The following is a 22499-nucleotide window of genomic DNA, read 5'->3' on the forward strand; positions in this document are numbered from 1 at the left end:
TTTGCTTTCGGCTCTTTTTATTACTTTCTAGTGTAAGCGCTTCACGATATAATAGTAGTAGTTAAAGTAAGGAGGAAATACCAAATGAAGAATATGATGATTGCCGGCGCTGGCGTATTGGGTAGTCAGATTGCATATCAAACGGCTTTATCCGGCTTTAATGTCAGCGTATATAATCACCATATTGATACCGCTGAACGACGGATCAAGGCGCTGAAAAGTGATTATGAACGTGACTTGCATTTGACTGATAAGGAATTTCAACAGGACCTTGATAATATTAAAGTAATTACTGATGATGTTGCGACCGCGGTTAAAGATGCTGATTTAATGATTGAAGCATTACCAGAATCGTTAGAGTTAAAGGAGCGGTTTTACGAAGAGATTTCAGGATTAGCCCCTGAAAAAACAATCTTTGCTAGCAACTCCTCTACATTTATCCCTAGCCAACTAGCTCCTTATACTGATAGGCCAGAAAAATTTCTTAATATGCACTTTGCTAACCAAATTTGGAAATTTAATGTGGTCGAAATTATGGGCACCTCTCAAACAAGTCCAGAGGTGATTGAAGAAGCTACAAAGTTTGCCCGGGAAATAAAGATGGTTCCTGTTATTCTTAATAAAGAACAACACGGGTATATTCTGAATTCCCTTTTGATTCCGTTACTTGCATCTGGTCTTAGCTTGTGGGCTAAAGGAGTTGCTGATCCAGCGATGATTGATAAGGATTGGATGATTTCGACAGGTGCACCAATGGGACCATTTGGTATTTTAGATATGGTTGGTTTACGGACGGTAGCGCAAATTGAACGGAATGCTTATGCCCAGACTAAGGATGAAAGTCATAAGGAAATTGCCGATAAGATGGAACAGATGATTCAAGAAGGGCACGAAGGAAAAGAATCGGGTCAAGGATTTTATAATTACCCCAATCCGGCCTTCATGGATCCAGACTTTCTGAAACATTAGATCAAATATTGAAAACGTTAGGAAAGGGAGCAGGATAGAAGTCGCTCGTGACTGCTATCTTGCTCCCTATTTTGCGCTCCAATTTTCACGTAATCCGGTTGCAACAATGGCAAAATTACGGTACAGTAGTAGAGAACGTGAAACAAAAAATGTTTCACGAAAGGAGACTTAATGAATGAATCCTGAACAATTTCAACAAGCATTAGCTGATCATGGTATTGCCTTATCAGCAGAACAAATGCAACAATTTGCTGACTATTATCGATTATTAGTTGAAACTAATGAACATGTAAATTTGACACGGATTACTGAAAAGGATGAAGTGTATTTAAAACATTTTTATGATTCAATTATGGGAGCGTTTGCTGAACCACGCTTAGAGAGTGAAGAATTGACATTATGTGACATCGGTGCTGGTGCCGGTTTTCCTTCGTTACCGCTGAAGATCGCTTTTCCGCAATTAAAGGTAACGATTGTCGATTCGTTAAATAAGCGCATCGCTTTTCTTGAAGACTTAGTTGCCAAGCTCGGGTTAACCGATGTTACATTGATTCATGATCGGGCAGAGACTTTTAGTGCTAAGAACAGTCCATATCGGGAGAAATTCGATATTGTTACCGCCCGCGCAGTTGCCCGCCTATCGGTTTTGAGCGAATTATGCTTGCCAGCTGCTAAAGTTGGTGGGGAATTTATTGCTTATAAGGCAAGTGCTGCTCCCGAAGAACTTCAACAAGGTGGAACAGCAATCAAACAGCTTGGTGGAAAAGTTCAAAAAACGGTGACATTGACTTTGCCGGGAACTGATGAAGAACGCAATATTATTGTGATTGATAAGATAAAGGCGACCCCTAAGAAATATCCACGTCGTCCTGGCTTACCAAGTAAAAAACCAATTCAATAAGATAAGGAGTTGAAAGTATGGCTTTTTCATTATTTGGTATTGGAAAAAATAATTCTGATAATACAAAAAATAAGGTCGTAGAAGTAAAAATTGATCAAATCATTCCTAACCGCTATCAGCCACGAAAGGTTTTTGATCAAGACGGTATTCGTGAATTAGCACAGACAATTGATGAACACGGGTTGTTACAACCAATTGTTTTGCGTGAATACGAACCAGCAAAATATGAAATTATTGCTGGGGAACGTCGATACCGGGCGATGAAGCTTTTGAAGTGGGAAAAAGCACCAGCAATAATCGAAAAGATGAGTGATCAAGAAACTGCATCGCTTGCCCTCATTGAAAATCTGCAACGGTCGCAATTGAGTTCAGTAGAAGAAGCGCAGGCCTACCGGCAATTAATGGACTTAAACCATCTTACGCAGTCGCAATTAGCAAAGGGAATGGGAAAGAGTCAGTCCTTTGTTGCCAATAAATTACGGTTACTTCGCCTGATTACTCCTGTCCAAACGGCTATTTTAGATCACCGGATTACGGAACGTCATGGTCGAGCATTGTTAGATTTAGATGAAAAGCAACAACGTGATATGTTAATGCGGATTGTTAATGAACGGTTAACAGTTCGGCAGACGGAAGATGAAGTTGCTCGTTTGCTAGGACGTCCTTTACCTTCAGAAATTGCAGAATTAAAAGCAGCTGCTAAGCGCAAAGAACTGGCATCTATTGAAGATCATACTGAAGAAACAGCAGACGTTGAAGAGGTACCAGTAGAAAAGCCAACGGAAAAGAAGCGCGCCCCTAAACGAAAGACAGCTAAGAAGGCCCGAAGCAAAAAAACTCAGCAGGTTAATGATGCACGGTTAGCTTTAAATACGATTAAAAAATCAATTAAGCTAGCGACAAATGAGGGCTTTGAGATTAAATTACATGAGGAAGAAAACGGCGATACTTATCAATTAACAATTGAAATTCCGAAGAAACAGTAGGGAGGCCAAAAAATGGGTTCTGTAATTGCCCTTGCAAATCAAAAAGGCGGTGTTGGTAAGACAACAACGAGTGTTAATTTGGGCGCATGTTTAGCTGAGACTGGTCAGCGCGTCTTATTAATTGATCTTGATCCTCAAGGGAATGCAACTAGTGGTTTAGGCGTTGAAAAACAGAATATTAAGCAAAGTATTTATGACGTTTTAATTAATGAAGTGCCATTAGAGGATGTCATTCAAAAGACAAGTCACGTAGGAGTTGATATTGCTCCCACAACAATCGCTTTATCCGGTGCCGAAGTAGAATTAACTAATTTAATGGCCCGGGAAACACGGCTTAAAGATTCGTTTGGTGAAATTCGTCAAAAATATGATTTTATTTTAATTGATTGCCCACCATCCTTGGGACTCTTGACGATTAATGCATTTACTGCTTGTGACTCAATTCTGATTCCTGTTCAAAGTGAATATTATGCCTTGGAAGGATTAAGCCAGCTTTTAAATACCATCAAGCTTGTTCGTAAACACTTCAATCCGCAACTTAAGATTGAAGGGGTCCTTTTGACAATGTTTGATCGGCGCACAAACCTTGGACAACAGGTAAATTCTGAGGTCAAAAAGTTTTTTGGTGACCAGGTTTATGATACGATTATTCCTCGTAATGTTCGTTTATCGGAGGCACCAAGTCACGGCTTAGCAATTATTGATTATGATAAAAATTCAACGGGGGCGCACGTCTACCAACAATTAGCAAAGGAAGTGTTGGCTAACCATGGCAAAGAATAAAAAAGGTGGGCTTGGCCGAGGTATTGAAGCCCTCTTTGCGGAAAATGAAGTAACTGAACTTGCGGATGAAACGGTTCAAGATATCAAGTTATCGTTAATTCATCCTAATCCCTATCAACCACGGCGAACGTTTGATAAAGAGGCGTTGGCAGAGTTAGCTTCATCGATTGAAAAATCAGGGGTGTTTCAACCAATTATTCTGCGGCAAACGGATCCAAAAATTAACCGTTATGAGCTAATCGCTGGAGAGCGACGGTTTAGAGCTTCTAAGATCGCAAAACAGAAAACTATCCCAGCAATTGTGCGTAAGATGAGCGATGACCAGATGATGGAAATCGCGGTTCTCGAAAATCTTCAACGTGAAGACCTTACACCACTTGAAGAAGCGCAGGCCTACCAGATGTTAATGGATAAATTATCATTAACACAGGCACAGGTGGCAAGCAGACTAGGGAAAAGTCGGCCTTACATTGCCAATTACTTGCGATTACTAGGTTTACCGAAAGTGATCAAAGAGTTTCTTAACACTGGCAAACTATCGATGGGTCAAGCACGGACAATTCTTGGTTTAAAAGATAAGACAAAACTTGTTCCGCTTGCCCAACGAGCTGTCGAACAGAATCTTACAGTGCGACAATTGGAAGAGATTGTAACGCAGACTAATGGAACGGCCAAAAAGAAAGAAGAACGGCGGACGCAACGAAAACCAATCTATATTCGAGAAGCTGAATCACAGTTGCAGAGTAAATTTGGTACAAAAGTTGCTGTCGCGCAAAGTCGGAAAAAAGGCGCAGGGAAGATCGAAATACCTTATACGTCAAATGAAGATTTTACCCGAATTCTTGAATTATTAAATATAACCCTAGATTAAGGAGGAATAACTCATGGCAGCATATGATAAAGGTGACATTGTAATGATGAAAAAGGCTCACCCATGTGGAACTAACCGCTGGAAGATTACGCGGGTGGGTGCAGATATTAAAATTGAATGCCAAGGCTGTGGTCATATTGTCATGATGACCCGGCAAAAATTTGATAAGGGATTAAAAAAGGTTATCGAAAAAGCTGATCAAGATGATTAATATTTTTAATGATTGATGATCACAAATACCTAATTGTAGATTAAAATAATAAATGATTAATTGAAAAGGAAAGTGAACAATTTATGTCATTAACTGCAGGAATCGTTGGCTTGCCAAACGTTGGTAAATCAACACTTTTTAACGCAATCACTAAAGCTGGTGCCGAAATGGCTAACTATCCATTTGCAACAATCGATCCCAATGTGGGGATGGTTGAAGTTCCGGATAGTCGACTCGATCGGATCCAAGAATTAATTCCAGCGAAGAAGATCGTCCCAACTACCTTTGAATTTACCGATATTGCCGGAATTGTTAAGGGTGCTAGTAAGGGTGAAGGGCTTGGAAACAAGTTCTTGGAAAATATTCGTCAAACTGATGCAATTGTCCATGTAGTGCGGGCATTTGATGATAATGATATTACTAGTGTGTCTGGAAAAGTAGACCCAATTGAAGATATCGATACTATCAATTTGGAATTAGTAATGGCTGACTTAGATGCTGTTAATAAGCGTTTGGCAAAAGTTCAGCGGGCTGCTAAGGGTCGTGATAAGGATGCTTTAGCAGAATTAGAAGTGCTTAATAAGATTAAGCCAGTTCTTGAAGATGGCAAGAGTGTTCGCTCAATTGACTTTAGTGATGATGAACAAAAGATTGTTAAAGGGCTGTTCTTATTAACAAGTAAACCAGTCTTATACGTTGCTAACATTGCCGAAGAAGATATGGCAGATCCAGATAGTAACAAATATATGGATGCAATTAAAGAGCATGTAAAAGATGACGGAGAAGTTATTGGTGTTGCAGCAGCTGCTGAAGAGCAAATTGCCGAAATGGATGAAGCAGATAAGGCTGATTTCCTTGAAATGGAAGGTGTTGCTGAACCGGGATTGAACCGGTTGATTCGGGCAGCGTACAAGCTCTTAGGTCTGGAAACCTTCTTTACTGCTGGTGGCCCTGAAACGCGGGCTTGGACTTACAAGAAGGGAACAAAGGCTCCACAAGCAGCGGGAATTATTCACTCTGATTTTGAACGTGGGTTTATCCGGGCCGAAGTAATGAGCTTTGAAGATCTTGATGAATTAGGTTCTGAATCAGCGGTAAAGGAAGCGGGAAAGCTCCGTCTTGAAGGAAAAGATTACGTAATGCAAGATGGGGATATTGTTGAATTCCGGTTCAACGTTTAAACCTCTGCAGATAAGAGAGGAGTAGTTTTATAGTGAGTGAAGAACAACCACGGAATGCACAAGCCGGCCAACGTCAAAAACAATTAGAAAAAGAGCGCCGGCAAGCAAATGGAAATGCTTTTAGCAATTATGATCTAACACGAAAAAATGAAGATTTTATGTATCAATTAAATAAACAGTTGGATCGTCTCGGTGTTCCTTCAGATAAGAAAGACCCAATGCTAAAGGAAACTATTGATAAATTGCTAGCAGGGCAAAAGAAGGGCCAAACTGCGCGGGCATTATTTGGTACTCCAACCGAATATGCTAAAGAATTGAAGAATCCGAAGCCAACTCCTGCTGAAGCAAGTAAGCAATCAATTAAATTGTTAGCAATTGATAATATGCTGATTTTCTTAAGTATCTTTACTTTTATGTTTGGGTTAATGTTCTGGTTATCACCAGCTGCAATGCAAACAAAGAATGCTGGAAGCAGTGGTATTACCGCAATTTTAATCGTGGCGATCACTGGAGGCTTGATTTTTGGTTATGTGGCTACTCAAGTTCAACCGCAAATTGATAAGAACGGTAAGCGGGTAAGTAAGAAGCCGTTATGGCAACGGATTCTTTTAATTGTTGCCGGCTTAGCAGCATGGTTGATTATTTACATGCTTGTAAGTATGTTGCCAAATGTAATCAATCCACGGCTTAATCCATGGGTTTACATTGGCATCGGAGTTATTACTTTCATTGGAGATATGTACTTCCGGTCTAAATTCCATGTTACAGGTTCACTTTATGGTAACCGTGCACCGCGGCGTTAAAACGGCAAATAGTCTTAGCAATGGAACTATTTTCCAGGCTATCTTTAAAATAAATAAGGGTGAGAAAGGTGAAAGTTTTTCTCGCTCTTTTATTTTGCTCTTTTTTGAAATAAATTTCTTAAAATCTATGGACAAATGTTCAATAGATTGTTAAGATATAAACGTAATCTTATGAAAACGCATTCAAGATTGAGAGGAGATCATATTATTATGAAGTTAACGCAAGCACAATTAGCAAAATACATGGATCACACAATGCTTAAACCAGAAGCTACTCCAGAGATGATTGATAAGACGGTTGAAGAAGCTCGGAAATACAACACAGCTTCAGTTTGTATCAATCCTTACTGGGTTAAGCGAGTTCATGAAGGATTAGAAGGTACTGACATTAACACTTGTACAGTTATCGGCTTCCCTCTTGGGGCAACTTCAACAGAAAGCAAAGTTTTTGAAACTAAGCAGGCAATTGAAGATGGTGCCGATGAAATTGACATGGTTATCAATATCGGTGAATTAAAAGCTGGAAATGATGATGCGGTTGTTGCTGATATCAAAGCGGTTGCCGATGCTACTCACGAAAAGGGTAAACTTCTTAAAGTTATTATTGAAAATGCTCTTCTTACTGATGAAGAAAAAGCACGTGCAAGTAAGCTTACTGTAAAAGGCGATGCTGACTTTGTTAAGACTTCAACTGGTTTTTCAACTTCAGGAGCGAAGGTAGACGACGTTAAGATTATGCGTGAAGCAGTTGGACCTGACTTTAAGATTAAGGCTGCTGGTGGAATTCACAGCCTTCAAGAAGCTTACGATATGATTGAAGCTGGTGCTAACCGTCTAGGTGTTTCCGCTTCTGTTCAAATCTTAGAAGAAGCCGCAAAACAATAAGAATAAAGTTTAATTACTAATCTTAATTTACAGAAATAGGAGGAGTCAGAAAATGTCATATAAACGTGTTTTTGTTATTGTAATGGACTCAGTTGGTACAGGTGCTGCTCATGACGCCGCAAAGTTTGATGATGTTGGATCAGATACGCTTGGCCACGTTGGTGAGTATTACAAAGGTGCCTTGAAGCTACCAAACCTTGGTAAATTAGGAATTAGTAATTTACGTGATACTCCAATTGAAGGGGTGCCAGTTGCTGATCCAGCTATTGGTGATTACGGTAAAATGGAAGAAATTTCTGCCGGAAAAGATAGTATGGATGGTCACTGGGAAATGATGGGCTTACCAGTAATGAAGCCTTTGTCAACGTTCCCTAATGGTTTTCCACAAGAAATTGTTGATAGGCTTGAAAAATTCTCAGGACGAAAGGTTATTGTTAATAAGCCATACTCAGGAACAGAAGTAATTCATGATTATGGTGAACGGCAAATGAAGACCGGAGAACTAATTCTCTACACGTCTGGTGATTCAGTAATGCAGATTGCTGCCCATGAAGATGTAATTCCTGTTGAGGAACTCTACAAGATTTGTGAATATGCTCGGACACTGGTTAATGGTCCAGAATATACTGTTGGTCGGATTATTGCCCGTCCATATGTCGGTCCCGATAAAGATCACTTTACCCGGACTGCTAATCGACATGACTTTAGTTTGAAGCCAATTGGTGAGACTGATATGGATCGCCTCCGCGCAGCTGGGTACGATGTAATTGGTGTTGGTAAGATTAATGATATCTTCTCTGGCGAAGGGATCGATAAAGGATACCATAACGAAAGTAATATGGATGGAATGGATCACGTTGATGAAGTAATGAAGCAAGACTTTACCGGTTTCTGCTTTACAAACTTGGTTGATTTTGATGCAATGTATGGTCACCGGCGTAATCCAAAGGGCTTTGGTCAAGCATTAATGGACTTTGACAAGCGTCTAGGTAAAGTTCTTGATGAAATGAAGCCTGATGATCTTTTGATGGTAACCGCTGATCACGGTAATGACCCTGGTTTTAAGGGAACTGATCATACTCGTGAAAATGTTCCATTGTTGGTTTACTCTCCTTCAATGAACAAGCCAAATCAATCACTTGGGTTGCGGAAGACATTCTCAGACCTTGGTGCAACTATCTTAGAGAACTTTAACGTTGAACCAGTAAAAGGTACCAGCTTCTACAAGGAAATTAGTAACGATTAAGATTAATTAAGGAAAGGGGCGAAACACGATGCGAATGGTTGATATCATTGACACCAAGAGAAATGGTGGAGTTCTAAGCGATGAGCAATTACAATTCTTTGTCGATGGCGTCGTTAATGGAACGATTCCTGACTATCAAATTAGTGCTCTCCTCATGGTAATCTATTTCCAGGATATGACCAAAGAAGAACAGACGAGCCTAACAATGAAGATGATGGAGTCTGGCGAACGATTAGACTTGAGCCGAATTCCTGGAATTAAGGTTGATAAACATTCAACGGGTGGTGTTGGTGATAAAGTGAGTTTACCACTTGCAGCAATGGTCGCCGCTACAGGAATTCCGGTTCCGATGATTTCAGGTCGTGGCCTTGGTCATACAGGAGGCACACTTGACAAGTTGGAAGCGATTCCGGGGTTTCGGGTAGAACTTTCTGAAGATGAATTCATTAATCAAGTTGCTAAAGAAAAATTAGCAATTGTGGGTGCGACTGGTGAGGTTGCGCCAGCAGATAAGAAGATTTATGGATTACGTGATGTTACTGACACTGTTGACTCAATTCCTTTAATTGCTAGTTCAATTATGAGTAAGAAGATTGCTTCTGGAACAGATGCGCTTGTAATTGATGTTAAAACTGGTACCGGGGCCTTTATGAAGACACTTGATCAATCAAGGCTACTGGCTAAAGCGTTAGTTGAGATTGGTAAACAAGCAGGTCTAAAGTGCATGGCAGTAATCTCAGATATGAACCAGCCACTTGGAAATAAAATTGGTAATTCCCTTGAAATTGAAGAATCAATTGATGTCTTAAAAGGAAGGGGACCAAAAGATCTTACTGAATTAGTTTTGACGCTTGGTAGTTATATGGTTGTAATGGGTGAAAAAGCACAAAATACTACTGAAGCACGAAAGATGTTAGAGCAAACTATTCAGGATGGATCAGCCCTTGAACGGTTTGCAGCAATGATAAAAGCACAAGGTGGAGATCCAGCTGTTGTTGATAACTATCAATTAATGCCGCAAGCTAAATATAAGATTCCGTTCAAAGCTGATCGAGATGGAGTCTTGACAAAGCTTTCAGCGGATGAAGTTGGAACTGCCAGCATGTTATTAGGTGGAGGCCGTCAAAAGGCAGATGATGCCCTTGACTATAGTGTAGGAATCGAATTACACCATAAGCTGGGTGATTACATTAAAGATGGCGAACCAATTTTAACAATCTATAGTAACCGCCAAGAAATTCCAGATATAGAACAGTTGCTAAGAGAAAGTATTAAAATTAGCGATGATGGCAAGGTACCAACGCTAATTCATGAAATTATTGAATAAAGAGACAGGAGGAATCTTTCAATGAGTACACATATTAATGCAAAAATGGGTGACTACGCAGACACTGTATTACTTCCAGGGGATCCGCTACGTGCAAAATATATTGCTGAAAACTTCCTGGAAAATGTTAAACAAGTAAATTCAGTCCGGAATGCCTTTGGTTATACTGGTGAATATAAGGGTCACCGTATTTCAGTACAAGGATCTGGGATGGGAATTCCTTCGATGTCAATTTATATTAATGAGTTAGTACGTGAATTTGGTGTTAAAACCATTATCCGGGTTGGTTCTTGTGGAGGAATTGCGCCAGATGTTCATGTTCGCGATGTTCTTCTTGCCCAAGGGTCTTCAACCGATTCAGCGGTAACGGTAAATACATTTGGACCAGGATTCCATTACGCACCATTAGCTGATTTCAAGTTGTTAGATACTGCCTATCATGTAGCTGGTAAATTAGGCATTGAAACAAAAGTTGGGGATATTTTTGCTGCCGATCGTTTCTACAATGATGAGCTTGATATGGAAAAGCTTCGGGACTATGGAATTTTAGGAACAGAAATGGAATCGGCTGGACTTTACTTGTTAGCGGCTAAGCTTCATTTCCGGGCACTTTCAGTTCTGACTGTTAGCGACTTAATCTTTGGCGACGAAAAAGCAACTGCTGAAGAACGTGAACGAACATTTAATGATATGATTAATATTTCGCTTGAAACGGCGATTGCTGGAAAGTAGCTTCTTGCATAGGTTAGAGAGTGCATTTTATAATAAAATGTGGTTTAGATAATGAAAGAGACTGAGGTAATGCCCAGTCTCTTTTAATATGGGAAAGGAGGGGAATTAGATGGATGATAAAAATAAGATTGAATTAGCACTGAAAGTAGCAACCTTATATTACCGTGATGGATGGAACCAAAGCGATATTGCAGCTGAACTGAATATTTCCCGGGCAACAGTGTCACGATTATTACAATTTGGTCGGGATCGAGGATTAGTAACCATTAAAATTCATAATCCAGTTGCTCCGCTTCACCAGTTGGAAGTGGACTTGCTCGCTAAATATCCATCTTTGCATAAAATTATTATTGTTCCAGGCGCGGATGATCCACTTGAAGAAGTTGGCGCAGCGGGTGCTAAATATATCGAACAAGTCGTAGAAGATAAAGATATTATTGGGTTAGGCTGGGGGAAAACAGTTTATCAAGTAGGATTGCATTTGAAACCTAAAGACGTTACTGATATCACTGTCGTTCAAATGAAAGGCAGTATGGCAAATACTAATACGCGAAACTATGCGTTTGAAACTGTTAATATTTTTGCGAATGCTTTTAATACTGTTCCGCAGTATTTGCCGTTACCGGTTATCTTTGATCATGCAAAGACGCGTGAACTAGTCGCTAACGATACTCATATCAAGCATATTATGAAATTAGGGGAGCAATCCAATATCGCGGTTTTCACAGTAGGAACAGTACGCGATTCAGCTTTACTATTCAAATTAGGTTACTTTACTAAGCAGGAGCAATTAACATTACAACATGAGGCGGTAGGGGATGTTTTCTCTCGTTTCATTGATAGTAAGGGTCAGATAGTAAATGAAGATATCAATCAACGAACAATTGGAATTGCACTTCCTGAATTGCGAAAGAAAAAACACAGCATTTTAGTGGCGGCCAATGTTGCTAAAGTACCAGCAGTACATGGTGTTTTGAGTGCTGGATATGCAAATACATTGGTTATTGATCAAGAGAGTGCAAATAGTCTAGTTAATATTTAAATTAATTTAAATATTTAGATTGACCTCAGTGCGAAATCCTAGTAGAGTATACCTAATTAAAAATCAAAGGAGTTGCACTACAGATGTCAAATTGGGACACGAAATTTGCCAAGAAGGGCTTAACCTTCGATGATGTATTACTTATCCCAGCTGAAAGTCATGTATTACCAAATGAAGTTAACTTGAGTACACAGTTAGCTGATAATTTAAAGCTTCATATTCCGTTGATTAGTGCCGGAATGGATACTGTTACTGAAGGACCAATGGCGATTGCAATGGCCTTACAAGGGGGTTTAGGGGTTGTTCACAAAAATATGTCAATCCAAGCCCAAGCAGGAGAAGTGGCTAATGTAAAGAGCGTAGTCGTACCTGCAGGCGCAACTAAGGCTGCTGTTGATGATAATAATCGATTATTGGTTGCTGCAGCAGTTGGGGTTACTAGTGATACTTTTGAACGTGCTGAAGCCCTTTTGAAGGCGGGCGCAGATGCTATCGTTATTGATACAGCTCATGGACATTCAGCAGGTGTTCTTCGTAAGATTGCAGAAATTCGCGAACACTTCCCAGACGCAACCTTAATTGCTGGTAATGTTGCTACTGGTGAAGCTACCCGCGCTTTGTTTGAGGCTGGTGTTGACGTCGTAAAAGTTGGTATCGGCCCTGGTTCAATTTGTACTACTCGGGTGGTCGCTGGAGTTGGTGTTCCACAAATTACTGCTATTTATGACGCTGCTAGTGTTGCTCGTGAATATAACAAGCCAATTATTGCCGATGGCGGTATTAAGTACTCTGGTGACGTTGTAAAAGCTCTTGCTGCTGGTGGTAATGCAGTAATGCTTGGTAGTATGCTTTCTGGTACGACCGAAGCACCTGGTGAAATTTTTGAAGACAATGGTAAGAAGTATAAGGCTTATCGTGGAATGGGTTCTGTTGGCGCTATGGCTCAAGCCCATGGCTCTTCTGACCGTTACTTCCAAGGTGGAGTAAATGAAGCTAATAAGCTTGTTCCAGAAGGTATTGAAGCTCGCGTAGAATATAAGGGCGATGTTTCTGATATTGTTTTCCAAATTGATGGGGGCCTTCGTTCAGGAATGGGTTACGTTGGTGCTGGTAATATTCCAACATTAATCGAAAAAGCCCAATTTGTGCAAATTACCAACGCAGGGCTTATTGAGTCACATCCTCATGATGTCCAAATTACTCGTAGTGCACCTAACTATAAATAATTAATTCAATAAGAAACTGCTATGACCTTATTCGTGAAGAATAGTCACGGCAGTTTTTATTTCCCGAGAAATAATGGAGGGTAAACTTTTTGTTAAGGCTATCCTAGAATGATCGCTTTTTTCTCATAGTTAGTTATAATATTAAATAGGATATTATGCTGTAAAAAGGAGTACCTCTTATGAAAATTCTAGTTGTTGATGATGATAAAGAAATTGTTCAATTACTTGAAATTTACATCCGAAATGAAGGATATGAGCCAATTTCTGCTTATGACGGAAAAGAAGCATTAACAAAACTAAATACTAATCCTGATATCGGCTTGATTATTCTTGACTTAATGATGCCCGAAATTGATGGAATGGATGTAATTAAGCGGGTGCGGAAAGACTCTGACATTCCGATTTTAGTGCTTTCAGCTAAAACGGCAGATATGGATAAGATTCAAGGCCTAATCACTGGAGCTGATGATTATGTTACTAAGCCATTTAATCCACTAGAAGTGATGGCACGAGTTAAGTCATTACTTCGTCGGAGCCAAGGGGAAGTGACGAATGATCAACCAGATATTCTTAATGTCGGTCCATTATTGATCAATAAAGATTCTCACGAGGTTAAGACGATTAAGGGGGATGTAATTCAGTTAACCGCCCTTGAGTTTGGTATCTTATACTTACTTGCCAGTCACCCTAACCGTGTTTTCTCAGCAGATGACATTTTTGAGCGGGTGTGGCAACAAGAAAGTGTCGTATCAGCAAAAACAGTCATGGTTCACGTGAGTCATTTACGGGATAAAATTGAAGAAGCAACTAACGGTGAAAAGGTTATTCAAACTGTTTGGGGTGTTGGTTATAAGGTGGAAGACCACTAAAACCTAGCCTTAATGATGTGGAGGAAAGATTGTGAAGTTAACGGGGCGTGAAAAGAGTTCGCTTATTTTAGAAGGGGTAGTAACGGTTATCCTCTTGTTATTGCTGAATATGGCGATTATCGTAATTATTCAAGATGCCATTCAGTCAAATCCGGGAGTAACCAATGGAATCTTTATGATTAAGCAATCATTGAAGATTGGCCCTCTTCAAGCACAAATATGGAGCTACCAGCGGATCTTAATTGCCCTTTTAGTAATTATTGATGTGTGGGTGGTATGGTGGCGATTACGTCGACGGTATCATCTTTATCAAATGGATCATATTATCGCAGAATTACACTATATTGCGCAGGGGCACTTAGATCATCGGATTCCGTTTCGACTAAAAGGAAATCAACAGCATGTTATTACTAGTGTAAATGCATTAGTTGATAGCGCGGTGCGGTCGATGGATGATGAACGGAAGATTGAAAAGTCAAAGGATGAGTTAATTACTAATGTTAGCCATGATTTACGGACGCCATTGACTAGTATTATTGGCTACTTGGGACTGATTGAAGATAAGCAGTATCGTAGTGAGGAAGATATTCTAAAATACACCCATACTGCTTACGAGAAGGCTAAGCAAATGAAGAACTTGGTAGACGATTTGTTTGAATATACAAAGGTTCAGCAACATGGGGCACCAGTAAACATCATGAAAATCGATCTTAACCAGTTAATTGAACAGTTAACGGCAAGTTTTGAATTAGAAGCTCAGCACCGCGGCATTGAAATTACTTCCTCAGTTATTCCGAATCCATTAATGATCGAGGCAGACCCTGAGAAACTTGGGCGGATTTTTAATAATTTAGTTTCAAACGCCTTTAAATATGGCAATGGTGCAAGTTACATCCGGATTGATGCCCGGCAAGCGAATGACATGGTGGTCGTCAAAGTTGCTAATGACGGGACACCAATTCCTGAAAAATCACTTGACCACATATTTGAACGATTTTACCGAGCAGAAGCCTCCCGTTCACGAGCTACTGGAGGGACGGGATTAGGTTTAGCGATTGTTAAAAGCATTGTTGATCTTCATCATGGGAGTGTCAAGGTTACCTCAAATGAAGACGAAACAGCATTTATTGTCACTTTACCTTTAAAGCAAGAAATTAAAGAAAACACCCAAAAATGAGAAAAGAGTCTAAAATCATTTGATTTTAGACTTTTTTCTTTTCCAATTATATTCAACTAATTTTATATGTGGTAGACTAAAAGAGCATTGTGTCACTTGATATTATAAAAGATACAAATTATTGGAGGAAATTCTGTGGCTAAAGCACAAATAAATCCAGAAAGGACACGCTGGCTTGAGGTGCTTGGTGTCTCAATGCCACTGTGTCTTAGTTATATTCCGATTGGATTGGCCTGCGGAATCTTACTACACGCAGCAGGTTTAAACTTTATAATGATTTTATTGGTGTCAGTATTAGTGTTCTCTGGTGGGGCACAATTTATCCTGGCATCGTTATTAGCAAGTAATGCTCCATTAGGGACTATCTTTATCTCACTTTTCTTCTTGGAGTTACGATATGCATTGTTAGGATCAAGTTTATCTAAATATATTAAGGATAAATCAGCTCGTTTCATCTTCATCTTTTCTGCATCAATGAACGATGAAAACTATGCTGTTAACTATATGAAGTTTGCAACTGATAAGAAATGGAACCCCGATGACGCGTTGTTAGTGGAGTATTATTCACTTGCAGCATGGTCGATTTCAAACATGGTTGGTGGTTTGATTGGTGGTGCAATTTCGATTGACCTTGAAGTGGTTGATTTTGCATTAACAGCCTTATTCTTATATATGATCGTAATGCAGGTTCAAAACCACTTGACCCTAGTTATTGGCATCTTGGCAGCTGTTCTTGGTGTATACTTCCAGGCATTGACTAAAAGTACACTGGGGATTATTATTGCGACCTTAATTGCTTCCTTTGTTGGATTCTTGATTGAAAATACAGTTCGTCACCATAGTAAGCATCCAAATTCGAACTGGTTCTTGACAAAAATGTTTAGGCCGAAGATCACAAAGACTACGATCGAGGATAAACAAGCTCAACAAAAAGAAATTAAGGAAGTTGAAAAACTGGAAACTAAGATTGAAGATGTTGTTGAACACCATGATGAGAAACATGAAGAGAAAAAACATGATGATCAACATCCTGATGAGGGCTAGACATGGAACAACTATTAAGTAATAAAATCGTTTACCATATTATAGTGATTATCTTGGCAGCTTTAGCGGCATTTATTCCCCGTTATCTACCAGTACTATTCTTTTCAACGCGAAAAATCCCAGAATGGTTTAATGAATGGATGAAATATGTCCCAGTTAGTTTATTTGCGACCCTGGTTGTAAAAGGAATCTTCTTAACTGGTTCTTATCATTTTACTTTATTCGGTTATCCAGAGCGAATCATTGCCGCAGTGATCGTGATTGTGATTGCGTACTTTACACGGTCAATGTCAATCTCAGTAATTGCTGGATTAGTTGCTGTTTGGCTTCTGAGTTTAGCGTTCTAAGAGTAGTTTTGTTATAATTAAATTAAGCTTTAGACAGTGGATTGGTTTCTAACTTACGAAGAAGTCAATCCCTTTTATTTTAGGAAGTGAGTACGTTGGACTTTAAGCAAACAATTGCATTTGTTAATCTTGCTAATACTTTAGATTATCAATATGCAGCAAAAAAATCAGGTATGACAGTTGATGAATTAGTCCGTACAATTAAATCACTCGAAGAAGAGCTTAGCATTAAGCTTATTAGACCTGAAGGCGGCGTAGTTGAATTAACTGAAATCGGAGCAAAAAGTTTACCGTTGATTACTGAAATTGCTCAAAAACACGCTAAATTATTATCGGTAGTTACGGATTATCGAAAAAAGAAGCGGAAGAAGCAGTTAAAGTTGCTGTCGTTCCAGGCTTTGCTAATTATCAAGCAGCTCCGGTTATGAAACAATTGGCACAGGAGCATAAGATGAATATTGTTGAAGATGTCGATCCAATGGTACAGCTACAACAAGGGGAAAGCGAGTTGGCGTTTATTAGTTATGCCGGCAGACTTCCCGATGATTTTGAAGTACTTTCAGTGGGAACTGATGATTTAGTAGCTTATATCCCAGCGCGGAATCCACTTTCTAAACAAAAGGAATTAACGCTTACGGATCTAAAAGCAGAAAAGTTTTTAACCCTAAACCATCAAAATCCCTTTGCTGTCTTTGTTCAACAGGTTTGTGCTGCAGCGGGATTTGACCTACATTCCGTTTTTGAAGGAGAAAAAGGAAAAACATTAGTAAATATGGTTGCCTTAGGGATGGGGGTAACCTTGTTGATGGAACGATCCATAGGTAAAAACTTAGATAGCAAAGTAGTTAAGGTACCAATTGTTCCCCAAGTTACCCAAAACCTTGCTTTTGTTCGTCGTAAAAATGTGGAGCACACGCCAAGGCAGGAAAAGCTATGGCAAGCTCTAAAAGAATCTTTTGAAAAATAGAAAAAAGATTTGACAATTTAGAAAACTGTGCTTATTATCATAAATAACAAAAATACCTTTAACTTAGTCCTGTGAGGCTAGGAAGGATTTAATTGAGCGTTTGAGTACACCTTCTTAGCTATTGCTGAGGAGGTTTTTCTTTTAAGCAATAGCACCAAGAATGCGCCAGTAAAATCAATAGGTATTTTGAAACGACCGACCATTTAATTGTTTCCAGAGAGAGCAGAACGGTATGTTGTTTTTAGCCTACTTATATCCTAAAAGCAAACAGTGATGACTCTCGAAATTTAAATGGGAAGTTATCACTGTTTTGTTGTAATTAGACTGGAAAAGGAGCGCTATTGATGATTAGTACAGAAAGAATTCAACCAAATTTAGTAACAGTTGCCGACATGGACGCAGCAGATGCAATTGATTTAATTCATGAAGCTCAAGCATATAAAGCTGGAAAGCAAGCGGTTCTCACTGCCCCGGCATACGCAGTTAACCTCTTCTTTGAAAACTCAACCCGAACAAAGACCAGTTTCCAAATGGCACAAATGAAGTTGGGGATGAATGTACTAGAATTCGAAGCGGGCACAAGTTCAGTGAAAAAAGGGGAAAGCCTCTATGACACTGTTAAGACAATGGAATCAATCGGTGTAAATGTTGCGGTAATCCGTCATCCTGAAAATGAATATTACAACCAATTGATTAATCATTCAGACCTTAAGATCGGAATTGTAAATGGTGGTGATGGTAGTGGCCAACACCCATCCCAATGTTTACTTGATATGATGACAATTAATGAAGAATTTGGCGATTTCAAGGGGTTAAAAGTACTAATTATTGGTGATCTTAGTCACTCCCGAGTAGCGCACTCAAATGCAATGATGCTTAATCGCCTAGGAGCAGAGGTTTACTTTGCTGGTCCGGAAAAATGGTATGATCCTACACTGGAACAATATGGAACTTTTGGTGACTTTGACGAATTGCTTCCTCAAATGGATGTAGTTAATTTACTACGAGTTCAAAATGAACGGTTAACGACTGCTGACGGTCAGGCTTTTGATGCTAATCAATATCACCAAGCTTATGGTTTAACTTTAGAGCGGGCCGCAAAGATGAAGCAGGGTGCAATCATTATGCATCCAGCGCCAGTTAACCGGGGTGTTGAAATTGATAGCTCCCTTGTTGAAGCGCCTAATTCCCGCATTTTCCAACAAATGACAAACGGCGTATATACCCGGATGGCAATTCTTAGTCGAGTTCTTCGTTACCAAGGATTGATGTAAAAAGGTGATTACGATGAGTAAGGCAATTTTACTAACGAATGGCCAGCGAATTTATAATGATGAATTGGTTAAGAGTGAAGTTTTGATTGTAGATGGCAAGATTAAGGCAATTGGCGAGCATATCCAAGTACCAAGTGATGCAGAAAAAGTTGACCTAGATAATGGCTTGATTACACCAGGACTAATTGATATTCATGTCCATCTTCGCGAACCAGGCTATACCAATAAAGAAACGATTGCCACCGGAAGCAAAGCCGCTGCCCATGGTGGCTTTACGACAATCGCTGCAATGGCTAACCTTAATCCGACATGTGATACACCAGAAAAATTTAAAGAACAGGTTGATCGAAACGAGCAAGCTGGACTGGTAAAAATCCTCCAATATTCACCAGTTACAGTTGGTCGGGCTGGAAAACAAGCAGTTAATGTTGCTGAGCAGTATACTGCAGGTGCCCGTCTTTTTAGCGATGATGGTGCGGGAATTCAAGATGCTGGAGTTGTATACCAAGCAATGCAACAACTAGCGAAAGTTAACGCTCCGTTATGTGATCATGCGCAAGACAATCAACTTGCACAAAATGGGGTAATCAATGACGGGGCAACTATTGCTAAAAAACTAGCACTACCAGGAATGCCAGCGATTAGTGAAACAGCGCAAATTGCTCGGAATTTGGTGATTGCGCAGGCAACTGGGGTTCATTATCATGTTTGCCATGTTTCAACTAAAGAAAGTATTGACCTGATTCGTCATGCCAAACAACAAGGAATTAACGTTACATGTGAAGTGACTCCTCATCATTTACTTTTAGCTGATACTGATATTAAAGAGGATGATGCTGAATTTAAGATGAATCCACCTCTTCGGCAGCGTCGTGACCAACAGGCTTGTTTAATTGGGCTGTTAGATGAAACGATTGATTGTATTGCTACCGACCATGCGCCACATACCGATGCGGAGAAGCAACAAGGATTTCTTAAATCACCAAATGGTATTGTTGGCTCAGAAACAGCTTTTGCCTTACTCTATACCCGCTTTGTTAAAACTGGTATCTTTACCCTTGCCCAATTGATTGACTGGATGGCCGTTAAGCCGCAAGCGATTTTTAACCTTGATAACGCTGGATTATTAAAGGTAGGGGACCCAGCAGATATTGCTGTATTTGACATCGATCATCAAGATGTAATTCACCCAGACCAGTTTTTCTCTAAGGGTCACAACACTCCATTTGTTGGTGAACAAGTATACGGAATGACTAAGCGAACTTATGTCGATGGAAAGCTCGTATATCTGGAGGGAGAAGGATAATGCAAGGAACACAACGATTAGCAGTTGAATTGCCGGGATTGTCACTAAAAAATCCGATTATTGCAGCAAGTGGGACTTGTGGATATGGGCAAGAAGCAGCTAAAAAGTATAACCTTAATCATTTAGGCTCCCTTGTGTTAAAGTCCACGACCCTTCATCCCCGTCAAGGTAATCCGCGTCCGCGAGTTTGTGAAACCAGTGCCGGTTGGCTTAATGCTAATGGTCTTCAGAATGTGGGCATTACCGCAGCAACTAATGAAAAAATTCCGTGGTTACGAAAAAATTATCCGCAACTCCCGATTATTGCAAGTGCTGCTGGTTTTTCTGAAGACGAATACGTTAAAGTCGTTAGTGAATTTGCTAATACGGCTGGAGTGAAAGCAATTGAATTAAACGTATCATGTCCGAATGTAAAACACGGCGGGATGGCAATGGGAACTGATCCAGAAGTACTTCAACGATTAGTAAAACAAGTAGTTAAAGCTGCTCTAGGAATTCCTATCTATGTAAAGCTAACACCAAATGTAACTAATATTGTTCCCCTCGCGCAAGCAGCTGAGCAAGGGGGCGCTAATGGTCTAACGATGATTAATACGTTAACAGGATTAAGCATCGACTTAAAAACCCGGCGTCCGGCTTTAGCTAATGTAACTGGCGGTTTATCAGGTCCTGCAATTAAACCTTTAGCATTAAGAATGATTCACCAGGTACGCCAGGTTTCTTCTTTACCGATCATCGGCGTGGGTGGAATTGAGTCAGCTGAAGATGTCCTTGAATTTATGATGGCAGGTGCTAATGCTGTTCAAATCGGGGCAGCTAGTTTTCATGATCCATTGGCTTGTCCGAAAATTGCAGCTGATTTACCAATCATAATGGATAGATACGGGATTAAGAAACTGACGGATTTATGGGAGGTAAGATTTTGAAACGCTTCGTACCAATGGTGGCGATTGATGTTGCAACTAAGCAGGAAGCAATTGACCTATTTGATAAATTAATGGTAAAACCGCAGCCAATCGTAAAAATTGGAATGGAATTATATTATGGTCTAGGACAAGTAATTGTTAAAGAGGCAAAAAAGCGAGGATTTAAGGTATTCCTTGATTTGAAATTATACGATATTCCAAATACTGTTCATCGCGCAATGGCAGCTATTGGTCGATTGGGAATTGATTTTACGACAATTCACGCAGCTGGGGGCAGTGAAATACTGATTGCCGGATTAGCCGGTCTAGAAGAAGGAGCTAAGGAAGCAGGCGTTGAACCAGCAAAGTTATTAGCAATTACCCAACTTACTTCGATCGATGAAAAAATTCTTCATGAACAACAGCATGTTGATTTGTCGTTGATTGAGTCAGTTCAAAGTTACGCACGCTTAGCAGAAAAAGTGGGGTTGGCTGGTGTAGTGTGCTCAGCCCATGAAATCAAGGCGATTCGTGAAGTGACTGGGGATGATTTCCTATGTGTAACGCCAGGAATCCGCCCGACTCATGCAATAAAAGATGATCAAAAACGAGTGGTTACTCCTGCCCAAGCAAGACTAGATGGAAGCAATGCGATTGTGGTTGGACGGCCAATCACCCAGAGCTTTGACCCGGTTGCTGCTTATCAAGAAGTTCAAAAAGCATTCTTAAATGAGGAGGAAGAAAAATGACATATTCACAACGCGTTGCAAAGGCATTATTAGATATTCATGCTGTTACCCTTAATCCAGACCAACCATTTACCTGGGCAAGTGGTCTAAAATCCCCAATCTATACAGATAATCGATTGACGATTTCTTATCCAGAAGTTCGGCAAGCAATTTTTAATGGGATGGTTGAACAAATTAAACTCCATTTTAGTGAGGCCAATGTTATTGCCGGGACAGCAACTGCTGGAATTCCTCATGCGGCATGGGTTGCCCAGAATATGGAATTACCGATGATTTATGTTCGGACTAAACCGAAAGATCATGGTCAAGGCAAGCAAATTGAAGGGGTGCTTAAAGAAGGACAAAAAGTCGTCGTGATTGATGACCTTATTTCAACTGGTGGTAGTGTACTAAACGCTGTGCGGGCGGTTAACAATGCAGGTGGGAAAGTAATTGGTGTTGTTTCTGTCTTTACTTATGATTTGCCTGCCGCCGAGCAAAACTTTATGGCAAATGGGCTGAAGTACTATTCAGTAACGGATTATATGACTCTGATTAAGGTGGCCAAGGAAAATAACCAAATTAGTGCAGATCACCTCAAATCTCTTCAAGAATGGCGAAAAGACCCGTTAAGCTGGAGTAAAAAGCAAGCATCATAATAATTAATTATCAAAAAAGCCTAAGATTGATTCAGAAAAATGTTAATCTGAATTAATCTT

General features: G+C 39.9%; 25 protein-coding genes. All 25 read left to right on the forward strand.

Features of this window, described 5'->3' with window-relative positions; translation table 11 throughout:
- The first annotated feature begins 84 nt into the window (after nucleotides 1-84).
- The 25 genes from CBG10_RS00430 (at nucleotide 85) to pyrE (ending at nucleotide 22439) form a co-directional block, all read left to right on the forward strand.
- Nucleotides 85-969 (forward strand): 3-hydroxyacyl-CoA dehydrogenase, encoded by an 885-nt coding sequence (locus CBG10_RS00430; RefSeq protein ID WP_094511303.1) that lies wholly within the window; start codon nucleotides 85-87, stop codon nucleotides 967-969.
- A 175-nt stretch (nucleotides 970-1144) separates the two neighbouring features.
- A complete protein-coding gene (gene rsmG / locus CBG10_RS00435; RefSeq protein ID WP_003665378.1) occupies nucleotides 1145-1870 on the forward strand; it encodes a 16S rRNA (guanine(527)-N(7))-methyltransferase RsmG in 726 nt (241 codons plus the stop codon).
- 17 nt (nucleotides 1871-1887) lie between these two features.
- On the forward strand, nucleotides 1888-2856 hold the full coding sequence (locus tag CBG10_RS00440) for a ParB/RepB/Spo0J family partition protein (protein ID WP_019251489.1): 969 nt from the start codon (nucleotides 1888-1890) through the stop codon (nucleotides 2854-2856).
- A gap of 12 nt (nucleotides 2857-2868) precedes the next feature.
- The gene (locus CBG10_RS00445; protein WP_004562448.1) at nucleotides 2869-3639 is read left to right on the forward strand and encodes a ParA family protein; all 771 of its coding nucleotides are present in this window, start codon (nucleotides 2869-2871) and stop codon (nucleotides 3637-3639) included.
- Nucleotides 3626-4510: a ParB/RepB/Spo0J family partition protein gene (locus CBG10_RS00450; RefSeq protein ID WP_019251490.1), complete on the forward strand. Its 885-nt coding sequence runs from the start codon at nucleotides 3626-3628 to the stop codon at nucleotides 4508-4510. The genes CBG10_RS00445 and CBG10_RS00450 overlap by 14 nt, the downstream gene beginning before the upstream one ends.
- Nucleotides 4511-4523: 13 nt before the next feature.
- Entirely contained in the window at nucleotides 4524-4721 is a 198-nt protein-coding gene (locus CBG10_RS00455) for a DUF951 domain-containing protein (RefSeq protein ID WP_003665382.1), read from the forward strand.
- An 83-nt stretch (nucleotides 4722-4804) separates the two neighbouring features.
- Nucleotides 4805-5902 (forward strand): redox-regulated ATPase YchF, encoded by a 1098-nt coding sequence (gene ychF / locus CBG10_RS00460; protein ID WP_094511304.1) that lies wholly within the window; start codon nucleotides 4805-4807, stop codon nucleotides 5900-5902.
- A gap of 32 nt (nucleotides 5903-5934) precedes the next feature.
- Nucleotides 5935-6705 (forward strand): DUF1129 domain-containing protein, encoded by a 771-nt coding sequence (locus CBG10_RS00465; protein WP_094511305.1) that lies wholly within the window; start codon nucleotides 5935-5937, stop codon nucleotides 6703-6705.
- 210 nt (nucleotides 6706-6915) lie between these two features.
- Entirely contained in the window at nucleotides 6916-7590 is a 675-nt protein-coding gene (deoC, locus tag CBG10_RS00470; protein WP_003665386.1) for a deoxyribose-phosphate aldolase, read from the forward strand.
- Nucleotides 7591-7642: 52 nt separating this feature from the next.
- Nucleotides 7643-8836, forward strand: a complete 1194-nt coding sequence (locus CBG10_RS00475; RefSeq protein ID WP_094511307.1) for a phosphopentomutase — start codon at nucleotides 7643-7645, stop codon at nucleotides 8834-8836.
- 28 nt (nucleotides 8837-8864) lie between these two features.
- Nucleotides 8865-10163, forward strand: coding sequence for a pyrimidine-nucleoside phosphorylase (locus tag CBG10_RS00480; RefSeq protein WP_094511308.1), 1299 nt, complete (start codon nucleotides 8865-8867; stop codon nucleotides 10161-10163).
- 21 nt (nucleotides 10164-10184) lie between these two features.
- Entirely contained in the window at nucleotides 10185-10895 is a 711-nt protein-coding gene (deoD, locus tag CBG10_RS00485; protein WP_003665392.1) for a purine-nucleoside phosphorylase, read from the forward strand.
- A 109-nt stretch (nucleotides 10896-11004) separates the two neighbouring features.
- A complete protein-coding gene (locus tag CBG10_RS00490) occupies nucleotides 11005-11937 on the forward strand; it encodes a sugar-binding transcriptional regulator (protein ID WP_019253197.1) in 933 nt (310 codons plus the stop codon).
- An 83-nt stretch (nucleotides 11938-12020) separates the two neighbouring features.
- Nucleotides 12021-13163: an IMP dehydrogenase gene (guaB, locus tag CBG10_RS00495; protein ID WP_094511309.1), complete on the forward strand. Its 1143-nt coding sequence runs from the start codon at nucleotides 12021-12023 to the stop codon at nucleotides 13161-13163.
- A 179-nt stretch (nucleotides 13164-13342) separates the two neighbouring features.
- Nucleotides 13343-14032 (forward strand): response regulator transcription factor, encoded by a 690-nt coding sequence (locus tag CBG10_RS00500; RefSeq protein ID WP_003665397.1) that lies wholly within the window; start codon nucleotides 13343-13345, stop codon nucleotides 14030-14032.
- 31 nt (nucleotides 14033-14063) lie between these two features.
- Nucleotides 14064-15209 carry a sensor histidine kinase gene (locus CBG10_RS00505; protein WP_065867276.1) on the forward strand — a complete coding sequence of 382 codons (1146 nt, stop codon included), beginning with the start codon at nucleotides 14064-14066 and terminating at the stop codon, nucleotides 15207-15209.
- Between the two features lie 135 nt (nucleotides 15210-15344).
- Entirely contained in the window at nucleotides 15345-16253 is a 909-nt protein-coding gene (locus CBG10_RS00510; RefSeq protein WP_019253194.1) for an AzlC family ABC transporter permease, read from the forward strand.
- Nucleotides 16254-16255: 2 nt separating this feature from the next.
- Complete coding sequence (locus tag CBG10_RS00515; RefSeq protein ID WP_003665402.1) at nucleotides 16256-16600, forward strand: AzlD domain-containing protein; 345 nt, start codon at nucleotides 16256-16258, stop codon at nucleotides 16598-16600.
- A gap of 95 nt (nucleotides 16601-16695) precedes the next feature.
- The gene (locus tag CBG10_RS11380) at nucleotides 16696-17028 is read left to right on the forward strand and encodes a helix-turn-helix domain-containing protein (RefSeq protein ID WP_225361563.1); all 333 of its coding nucleotides are present in this window, start codon (nucleotides 16696-16698) and stop codon (nucleotides 17026-17028) included.
- On the forward strand, nucleotides 16932-17567 hold the full coding sequence (locus CBG10_RS00520) for a LysR family transcriptional regulator substrate-binding protein (RefSeq protein WP_225361564.1): 636 nt from the start codon (nucleotides 16932-16934) through the stop codon (nucleotides 17565-17567). The genes CBG10_RS11380 and CBG10_RS00520 overlap by 97 nt, the downstream gene beginning before the upstream one ends.
- Before the next feature lie 344 nt (nucleotides 17568-17911).
- Nucleotides 17912-18841, forward strand: a complete 930-nt coding sequence (locus CBG10_RS00525; protein ID WP_003669696.1) for an aspartate carbamoyltransferase catalytic subunit — start codon at nucleotides 17912-17914, stop codon at nucleotides 18839-18841.
- Nucleotides 18842-18854: 13 nt separating this feature from the next.
- On the forward strand, nucleotides 18855-20147 hold the full coding sequence (locus CBG10_RS00530) for a dihydroorotase (RefSeq protein ID WP_094511310.1): 1293 nt from the start codon (nucleotides 18855-18857) through the stop codon (nucleotides 20145-20147).
- Entirely contained in the window at nucleotides 20147-21073 is a 927-nt protein-coding gene (locus CBG10_RS00535; RefSeq protein WP_094511312.1) for a dihydroorotate dehydrogenase, read from the forward strand. The genes CBG10_RS00530 and CBG10_RS00535 overlap by 1 nt, the downstream gene beginning before the upstream one ends.
- Nucleotides 21055-21801, forward strand: a complete 747-nt coding sequence (gene pyrF / locus CBG10_RS00540; RefSeq protein ID WP_094511313.1) for an orotidine-5'-phosphate decarboxylase — start codon at nucleotides 21055-21057, stop codon at nucleotides 21799-21801. The genes CBG10_RS00535 and pyrF overlap by 19 nt, the downstream gene beginning before the upstream one ends.
- Nucleotides 21798-22439 (forward strand): orotate phosphoribosyltransferase, encoded by a 642-nt coding sequence (gene pyrE / locus CBG10_RS00545; protein ID WP_094511315.1) that lies wholly within the window; start codon nucleotides 21798-21800, stop codon nucleotides 22437-22439. The genes pyrF and pyrE overlap by 4 nt, the downstream gene beginning before the upstream one ends.
- The last annotated feature ends 60 nt before the right edge of the window (nucleotides 22440-22499 follow it).

Source organism: Limosilactobacillus reuteri (genome assembly GCF_002254085.1).
GTDB lineage: Bacteria > Bacillota > Bacilli > Lactobacillales > Lactobacillaceae > Limosilactobacillus > Limosilactobacillus reuteri_K.